General features: G+C 69.8%; 7 protein-coding genes. 4 read left to right on the top strand and 3 right to left on the bottom strand.

Features of this window, described 5'->3' with window-relative positions:
* On the bottom strand, positions 1-1,230 hold a 1,230-nt coding region (locus ACWELJ_RS32020; RefSeq protein WP_452369819.1), incomplete at its 3' end, for a DNA polymerase III subunit gamma and tau.
* A gap of 401 nt (positions 1,231-1,631) precedes the next feature.
* On the opposite strand from ACWELJ_RS32020, the gene ACWELJ_RS32015 reads away from it, so the two are divergent.
* Positions 1,632-2,465: a hypothetical protein gene (locus tag ACWELJ_RS32015; protein WP_452369818.1), complete on the top strand. Its 834-nt coding sequence runs from the start codon at positions 1,632-1,634 to the stop codon at positions 2,463-2,465.
* 105 nt (positions 2,466-2,570) lie between these two features.
* Entirely contained in the window at positions 2,571-3,866 is a 1,296-nt protein-coding gene (locus tag ACWELJ_RS32010; protein WP_452369817.1) for an ammonium transporter, read from the top strand.
* A gap of 99 nt (positions 3,867-3,965) precedes the next feature.
* On the opposite strand, the gene ACWELJ_RS32005 is transcribed toward ACWELJ_RS32010, so the two are convergent.
* Positions 3,966-4,889 carry a neutral zinc metallopeptidase gene (locus tag ACWELJ_RS32005; RefSeq protein ID WP_452369816.1) on the bottom strand — a complete coding sequence of 308 codons (924 nt, stop codon included), beginning with the start codon at positions 4,887-4,889 and terminating at the stop codon, positions 3,966-3,968.
* Between the two features lie 553 nt (positions 4,890-5,442).
* On the opposite strand from ACWELJ_RS32005, the gene ACWELJ_RS32000 reads away from it, so the two are divergent.
* Both ACWELJ_RS32000 and ACWELJ_RS31995 read left to right on the top strand, forming a co-directional pair.
* Complete coding sequence (locus tag ACWELJ_RS32000) at positions 5,443-7,044, top strand: DUF2207 family protein (protein ID WP_452369815.1); 1,602 nt, start codon at positions 5,443-5,445, stop codon at positions 7,042-7,044.
* 117 nt (positions 7,045-7,161) lie between these two features.
* Entirely contained in the window at positions 7,162-8,055 is an 894-nt protein-coding gene (locus ACWELJ_RS31995) for an immunity 49 family protein (RefSeq protein WP_452369814.1), read from the top strand.
* Between the two features lie 21 nt (positions 8,056-8,076).
* On the opposite strand, the gene ACWELJ_RS31990 is transcribed toward ACWELJ_RS31995, so the two are convergent.
* A partial coding sequence (locus ACWELJ_RS31990) for a HEAT repeat domain-containing protein (RefSeq protein WP_452369813.1) occupies positions 8,077-8,421 on the bottom strand: 345 nt, incomplete at its 5' end.

The raw sequence follows: 8,421 nt of genomic DNA, 5'->3' as shown, positions 1-8,421 counted from the left end.
GGCCGGGGCGGGAGCGGCGGATGCCACCGCGGGGGCGGCGGATTGGGGCTGCTGGGACGCGGCGGGGATTGCGCCGCTTGCCATTCGGCGTTCGAGGAGTTCGAGACGCTGGAGGGTGGCGGTCTCGGCGTCGGAGGCCGCGGGCAGGAGCATGCGGGCGGCGATGACCTCGAGCAGCAGGCGGGGGTTGGTGGCGCCGCGCATGTCGCCGAGGCCCCCGTGCAGGAGTTCGGCGTGGCGGGCCAGGGTGGCCGCGCCGAGGCGATCGGCCTGGGCGCGCATGCGGTCGATGACGTCGCCGGGGCCGGTGACCAGGTTGCGGTCGGTGGCGTCGGGGACGGCGCGCAGCAGGATCAGGTCGCGCAGGCGCTCGAGCAGATCGGTGGCGAAGCGGCGGGGGTCGTGGCCCGCCTCCACCACGCGGTCGATGGTGCCGAAGAGGGCGGCGCCGTCAGAGTCGGCGAGGGCGTCGACGGCATCGTCGATCAGGGCGACGTCGGTGACGCCGAGCAGGGACACCGCGCGGGGGTAGGTGACGCCTTCGGCGCCCGCGCCCGCCAGCAGCTGGTCCAGCACGCTGAGGCTGTCGCGCGGGGAGCCGCCGCCCGCGCGAATCACCAAGGGGTACACCGACTCCTCGACCTGCACGCCTTCCTGGTCGCAGATCTTGCCGAGCAGCCCGCGCATGGTGGCGGGCGGGAGCAGCCGGAACGGGTAGTGGTGGGTGCGCGAGCGGATGGTGGGCAGCACCTTGTCCGGCTCGGTGGTGGCGAAGACGAAGATCAGGTGGGCGGGCGGCTCCTCGACGATCTTGAGCAGCGCGTTGAAGCCGGCCGTGGTGACCATGTGCGCCTCGTCCACGATGAAGACGCGGTACCGGGATTCGGCGGGCGCGTAGAAGGCGCGGTCACGCAGTTCACGGGTGTCGTCCACGCCGCCGTGGCTGGCGGCGTCGAGCTCGATGACGTCGAGGTTGCCCGCGCCGCCCGGACCCAGCGCCACACACGACGAGCACACCCCGCAGGGCGTGGAGGTCGGTCCCTGCTCGCAGTTCAGCGAGCGGGCGAGGATGCGCGCCGAGGAGGTCTTGCCACACCCGCGCGGTCCCGAGAACAGATACGCATGACTGATCCGCCCGGTGTCGAGCGCCGTACTCAGGGGATCGGTGACGTGCTCCTGACCCACCACTTCAGCGAACGTTGCCGGTCGGTACTTCCGGTACAGAGCCACGGGGAGAGGTTACCGGTGCGGTCCGACAGGTGGTGACATGCGGCCGAACCACCAGCCGCCCTGATATGTGATGCAAATCACATTCAGTCCCTGGCTCCGGTCAAAACCGACCGACCCGAACTGATACCCCGTCAAGTCGGATAGCAAATTCTCGGCGTTGTTTTGAAACCGGAATTGTCGAACCCGCATTTCCCACAACGTCACCAGATACAGACTTGCGTTCTGTTTCAACTCCACAGACCGGACATAACGATCCAGTGAATCGGTGCAGCAAGATCGCAATCCCTTGGCTACCGTGGACCTCGGCAACTTCGGTAGCCAAACCTTCATCAGGTTGGTTGCCCCGGCCGGTCCCTCATCCCGACCGGGGCACAACCAAATCCTCCCGGAGGACATGCCCCGTGCCTTCGCACGACGACATCGCCACCGCCTGGCTCTCCAGCACCGAATTCGCGGACGACAGCACCGCCGTCGGACTGCTCAGCCGGGCCATCAGCCCGCATGATTACGACATCAAGCGTGATTCGCTACCGGTGTCGGCGGCTGCCGATCCGGCCACCGCGGGCGCGATCCTGGAACTGCTGCAGCGCCGCCAGGTTCCGACCCTGGCCGCCATCCGCACCCTCATCGTGCAGAACGACATGCGGGCCGAGGCCGAGCGCATCGAGCGGCTGGGCCGCCGGGCGCAGCGCAGCATCGACGATTTCGGGCGAGTCCTGGCCAAGCTGACCGACGAATACTGGACCGCGCACGGCACCGGTCCGACCCGCCGCGACATTCTGCTCACCGAACCGGTGATCGCCCTGATCCGCGACCGGGTGGGCGATATCCCGCCGACCGCCATCAAGCACCTGTGGCTCATCGAGCGCGCGCAGCGTTCGGGCTGGATCGCCTACAGCGCCGAGCCCCGATCCCTGTGCGCCGGAAGGCGTTTCTTCGCCGCGCGCTACGGCAACCGGGTCTCGCTGCGGCCGGTGAACATGATCGGCACGCTGGTGGCGGCCTATCTGCGCGACCAGGTGGCCGAGAACGGGCGCTCGCCGCGCTGGTCGGTGATGGCCTATGAATTGCGCGACGATCGGGGCCGGCGCGTGTTCAACGACACAGCCGACGCCCGCGCCCAGCAGCAGTGGCTCGTCACCGCGGAATGGATGGCGCTGAACGACGGAAATCCGGTGCCCGGCCCGCGCGGATTGCGCGCTCTGGCCAAAAAGGCCAGGGAACAGCGCAGCTGAGGCTGTTACGGGGAGGTATCCGACTCCTCATTTTCGTAACAGCGCCTTAACGTGAGTTTTCGGTAACTTCCACGCAACGCGATCACGCGCAGAAGGAGTTACCGCATGACACCCCACATCGACGCGGCCTCGACCGCCTGGCTGCTGGCGGCCACGGCGCTCGTGCTGCTGATGACACCCGGCCTGGCGATCTTCTACGGCGGCATGGTGCGGTCCAGCGGTGTGCTCAACATGCTGATGATGAGCTTCATCTCGATCCCGCTGGTGACGGTGGCCTGGCTGCTCGGCGGGTACAGCCTGGCCTTCGGCGATGACGCGGGCGGCGGAATCCTCGGCGACCTCGGACATTTCGGGCTCGCCGGAATCAATCCGGACACCGTGCACGTGGTGGACAAGACCACCGGCGCGGGCGTCCCGGAGCTGTTGTTCGTCACCTTCCAGCTGACCTTCGCGATTCTGACCGTGGCCCTGATCAGCGGCGCGATCGCCGATCGCACCAAGTTCTCGGCGTGGATGATCTTCGTGCCGGTGTGGGCGCTGATCGTGTACGCGCCGATCGCGCACTGGGTCTGGACCCCGGACGGCTGGCTCAACAAGCTGGGCGCGCTGGACTACGCGGGCGGCCTGGTGGTCGAGATCGCTTCGGGCGCTTCGGCTTTGGCGATGGTGTTCGTGCTGGGTCCGCGTCAGGGCTTCAAGGTGGACGCGATGCGTCCGCACAATCTGCCCTTCGTGCTGCTGGGCGCGGGTCTGCTGTGGTTCGGCTGGTTCGGCTTCAACGCGGGTTCGGCGCTGACCGCCGACGGCACGGCCGCGGCGGTATTCCTGAACACGCTGGTGGCGGGCTGCCTGGGCATGCTGGGCTGGCTGCTGGTCGAGGCGCGGCGCGACGGCAAGCCGACCACGTTCGGCGCGGCCTCGGGTGCGGTGGCCGGTCTGGTGGCCATCACCCCGTCCTGCGGTGAGGTGAACACCATCGGCGCGTTGGTCGTGGGTCTGGTCGCGGGCGTGGTGTGCTCGTTCGCGGTGGGCTGGAAGTTCAAGGGCAACTACGACGATTCGCTCGACGTGGTGGGCGTGCACTTCATGGGCGGCATCGTCGGCACCCTGCTGATCGGCTTCCTGGCCTCGGCCGTCATGACCAAGGGTCCGGCGGGCCTGTTCTACGGCGGCGGGCTGGGGCAGCTCGGCAAGCAGGCCGTCGGCGTGGCGACGGTGGCGGCGTTCGCATTCGGGATGACGTTCGCGCTGGGCAAGGTGCTGGACAAGCTGGTCGGCTTCCGGGTCACCAAGGAGGACGAGCTGGGCGGCGTCGACTTCGCGCTGCACGCGGAGACCGCGTACGCCGAGGGCGTGCACGGACATTCGCCGAACCGGATCATCCGGCCGCACGACCACTGAGTCCGCCGTACGACCACTCAGCCGGTGAAACGACCACTGAGCCGGTGAACGTTTCGAGCCCCGTCGCGCAGCGCGGCGGGGCTCGAGTGTTCCAGCGGGTCAGTTCACCTTGCTCACGGCGGCGCTGAAGGTGTTGCACTGCATGGCGCGGTCCTTGTCGTAGCCGATCTCGAACCAGCCGCCCATGCTCTGCGCGGTGCCGTGGTCGCGCATGTCGCCGGGTGCGTCGCCGCGGTGGTAGGCGTCGTTGCGGGCCACCCCGATCTGGGCGCTGGTCAGCGAGCCGCCATTGCTCGAGGACGACAGGTACATGCCGTCGAAGCATTGGGCCTGCAATTCGGTGCGGCGCGACAGTTCCAGTCCGGTGTCGCTGCGCGAGCCGGCGTCGCGGCGCTGCTGGTGCACCTTGCCGAGGATCCCCGACTGCGCCTGGACGTGGTGGCCGTACTCGTGGGCGAACACCGAGAGGTACACCACCCAGTTGTTGCCGAAGATGTCGGTCTGCAGCTGGCTGATCGGCATGTAGATGGTCATGTCCGCCGAGCAGTAGAAGGCCGCGAAGTTACTGCTGTTGCCGGTGCACAGGGTGGTGATGCCCGCGGTGTCCGCGGATACGTTCAGCTTGGGCGCGGGGAACGGCAGATCGATCTTGTCGAACAACGGTTTCCACGCCGTGTGCAGGCAGTCGGCCGCGGTCTCGAAGAACTTGCGTGCCACCTCGACCTGGGTGCCCCACGGCGAGTACGCGCATTTGGCGGGCAGCAGCGTGTAATCGGGGTTGGTCAGCAGCGGGTTGTCGGCGGTCGCCGCGACACCATGATTCTCACCGGCGTCGCTGGAATAGCCGGTCTTGACGTTCGATCCGGTGGGGTGCAAGCCGGTGGTGACGGCGGTGCGCACCAGCACACCGGACACCAGCAGCACCAGGATCACGACGAGCGTCCCCACCCGGCCGCGTCTCGGCGGCGCGGGCCGGGCGACCGGAATCGCGCCGGTCGGCGGGGCGGCGGTGGGCGGCGGCATGGGCGCGCGATACGCGGGCCGGCCTTGACCGGTGGCCGGATATCCGGGTTGCCCGTATCCGGGTGGCTGCGGAAAGCCCTGGTGCGGTGGATGACCCGGCCGACCGGAGCCCTTGCCCGGCTGCGCCGGATATCCCGGGCGGGGTGCGCCGGGCTGGGGCGGATAACCGGGGTACGGCTGTGGCGGCTGGCCGGGGTACGGCGGGGGCTGCTGACCGGGCTGCTGCGAATACCCCGGTGGCCGTTGATATCCGGGCGGCGGCGGATACCCGGGCTGGGGCTGGTATCCGGGCGGCGGGGCGCCGCCGGGCTGAGCGGCCGGGCGGCGCGGGACCGCCGGGAAGCCCGGTTGCTGGACCGGCTGTTGCGGATTGCCGTGCGGCTGTGGGTTTCCGGGAGGCGGCGTGGGCCGGCGCTCCGGGGGCGTCGGTCCGTGCTCGGACGGTGGGCGAGTCAACCCCCGCACCCCCTCGTTCCTCAGAGATAGCCTGCCGGCTCCATAGACCTGCGACTTGCCGCTGAGGAAGGATAGCAAGCTGGCTAGAGTGCCAGGCATGCAGATTTTTCGGGGGGCCGCCCTGGTCGCGCTGCTGCTCGCGGTGGCGGGTGTGGCGGCGCCGGCCGTGTGGGCGCAGCCGGCCGGTGTGGATATCACCGCGGAGGTGAATCTGGGCGACGACGGTCTGCTGCGGGTCACCGAAACCGTGAAAGTCCCCGAGGGCGGCGAGTTTCGGCAGGTGCTGCCGCTGCGCGTGCAGGTGAGCCCGAGTGTGCTGCGCACGTTCCAGGTGACCGAGGTGTCCGCCGAGGGGGACGGCGAGGCGAATGTCGCGAGCGATCTGTTCACCATCTCCGCGCGCCCGGGTGAGGCCACCTTCAAGTACACCGTGCACAACACCGTCAGTGACGCGACCGGCGCGCAGGTGTTCCAGTGGACCGGCGTGCTGAATACCGATGTGGCGTCGATCAATGCGACGGTGTCGAGCCCGAGTTTCCGGATGGGCGTCACCAAGTGCACGGTCGGGCCGCCCGGAAATCCGCAGACCTGCGGCGATATTCGGGTCGAGCCGGACGGTTTCGCGCACCTGGAGAAGACCGACCTGCACAAGGGCGACATTCTCGATGTGACCTTGCAGTTGCCGCCGAATACGGTGCGGGCCAATGCCGAGGTGCGCGACGACAACGCGCCCAACGCCTTCTCGCCGACCGGTCCGGTGTGGGCCGCCTTCGGCGCGCTGCTCGCGGCGGTGGCCGCCGCGGCCGGATACGTGCTGTGGTCGCGGCGTTCGGCGCCGGTCGCCGCCGAGACCCTGGATCCGCTGGTGCGGGCAGGCGATCACGTGCAGTTCACCTCGCCGGACGGCGTGCTGCCGAGCACGGCGGGCCTGCTGCTCGACGGCCACGCCGATGTGCCGGACATGGCGTCGACCGTGGTGGATCTGGCGGTGCGCAACTACCTGTGGGTGACGGTCGCCGGTGACGCGGATTGGCGCTTCTCCCGGGTGAATCCGCCCGACGAGCAGCTGACCGCCTATGAGCGCGCGGTGTATTCGGCGCTACTCCCCGAGGGCGCGGACGCGGTGCTGCTGTCCGAGCGCCGCGGGCAGGTGGACGCGAAGGCGGTGCGCGCCGCGCTGATCGACGACGCGGTGACGGCCGGGGTGTTCATCGACCGCACCCGCCGCGGTTTCGAGTTCTGGCTCGGGATCGCGCTGATCGTGGGCGGTCTCGCCGCGACCGCGGCGCTGGCCCTGGGCCCGCAGCGGCACGGCCTGATCGGTGTCGCGCTCGCCTTGGGCGGTGTGGCCGCGCTGCTGCTCCCCCGTTATCTGCCGTCGCGCACCGCGATGGGCCGGGAGCTGACCGGCCGGGTGCAGGCCATGCAGCGCGGACTGGACGCGCTTGCGCCGCAGCGGATTCCGGCGGCGGATCAGGAGCTGGCGTTCTCCCGGGCGCTGCCGTTCCTGGTGGCCGCGCGCCGGGGCGATCAGTGGGTGCGCACCTTCCGCGACCTGGATCCGACCGCGGACGGAAGTCCGGGGCTGTATTGGTTCGGCGGTTTCGAGGGCGATCGCAGTCTGCGGCGTTTCGGCGCCCACTTCCCGTATTTCATCACCGCGGTCGAGGGGTTGTTCCGGCCCGGCGATCAGCGGTGACACGTCCCCGGCGACCGATATACCAACCGATGTAGCAGGGTTCGCCGTTCGCTATTGTCACGGCGTGAGCAATCGATTGGCTAAATTGGTGGGCACACCGATCATCATCGTAGTCCGATGATCGATCGCCATATCGCGCTAACCGCCCAGGAACTGAGTTATCCGACAGCTATTCGACCGACCGATGCGGGTTTCGGCCGCGCCTATCGGGTTCGGACCACCGCGTTGCGCGCCGAATTCCTGGCCGCGCAGCCACAGGCGGTGCTCGCCGACGTGGCCTGGAGTTCCCGGGCCATCGCCGGCTATCTGAGCCTGGACGATCCGCGCGGCGAGTCGATCCGGCTGCGCCAGGCCATCGCGGATACCGCCGCGGCGTACACCGCCCGGCTGCGCTCGGCCGCCCGGCCCGCCGGGCAGGAACCGATCGCGGTGACGCTCACGGGCACCCGCTGGACGGTGCCCGCGTGCGGCGGCGTGGTGGCGCCCCCACCGGTGGCGGATCTGCTGAACGGCCTGTGGGCCGCCGTGATCGGCCGTGATCGCGAGCTGCTGGCCTATCTGCTGGGCGCGCCGGGCAGCCCCGGTCACCCGCTGGCGGTGACCACCCGGACCGGGCAGCCCGGGGAGCAGGCCCGGTATCTGTGGGCCGATGCCTGGCAGCGGGCCTGGACCGGCGATCCCTCGGCGGAGACGGTCATCGTGGACGGGATCGAGGCCGCGGTGGACGCCCAGCAGGCCGGCGGTGACGACTACGCGCTCACCATCGCCTATTCGGCGCTGTGCCTGCTGGACGCGGTATTGCGCGGCGACCCGGCCGAATTCGAGACCGCCCTGGTCGAGGGCCTCGAATTCCACCGCCGTTTCTGGGACACCCCGCAGCGCGGCCTGGATCCGGAGGGCTTCGTCGCGTGGCCGCTGCTGGCGGTGGTGTGCCTGGCGGCCGACCGCGGGCTGAGTCCCGGGGTCATCACCGGGTACCTCCCGATCGGGTTGACCCACCGCACCGGGTAACCGGTTCGCCCGCAATCGCTCTCACCGTTCGGCGTGCACCGCCAGTGCCCGCCGGGCGTAGGCGCGCACATCGGCATCGCTGTCGGCGTGGGCGTTCTCGAGCACGCCGCGGGCCGCCTCGGATTCCGGCCACACGCTGAGGGTGAGCACCGCGGCCTTGCGGATGTCCGGGTGGATGTCGGTGAGCGCCGTGCTCAAGGCCGGCACGGCGTGTTCCGGGCCGACCCCGGCCAGCCCGCGCGCCGCGCCCTCCCGGATCTGCCAGGCCGAATCACTCAGCGCGGCGGTCAGTATGGCGGCGTCGGCAGCGCCGCCGAGCCGGGCGAGCGCGGTGAACGCGGCGGCGCGGACCAGCGGGTCGCGGTC

The organism is Nocardia sp. NPDC004582, from assembly GCF_053602115.1.
Note: the sequence above shows the minus strand (reverse complement) of the source record. Positions and strands in the feature narration are given on the sequence as shown.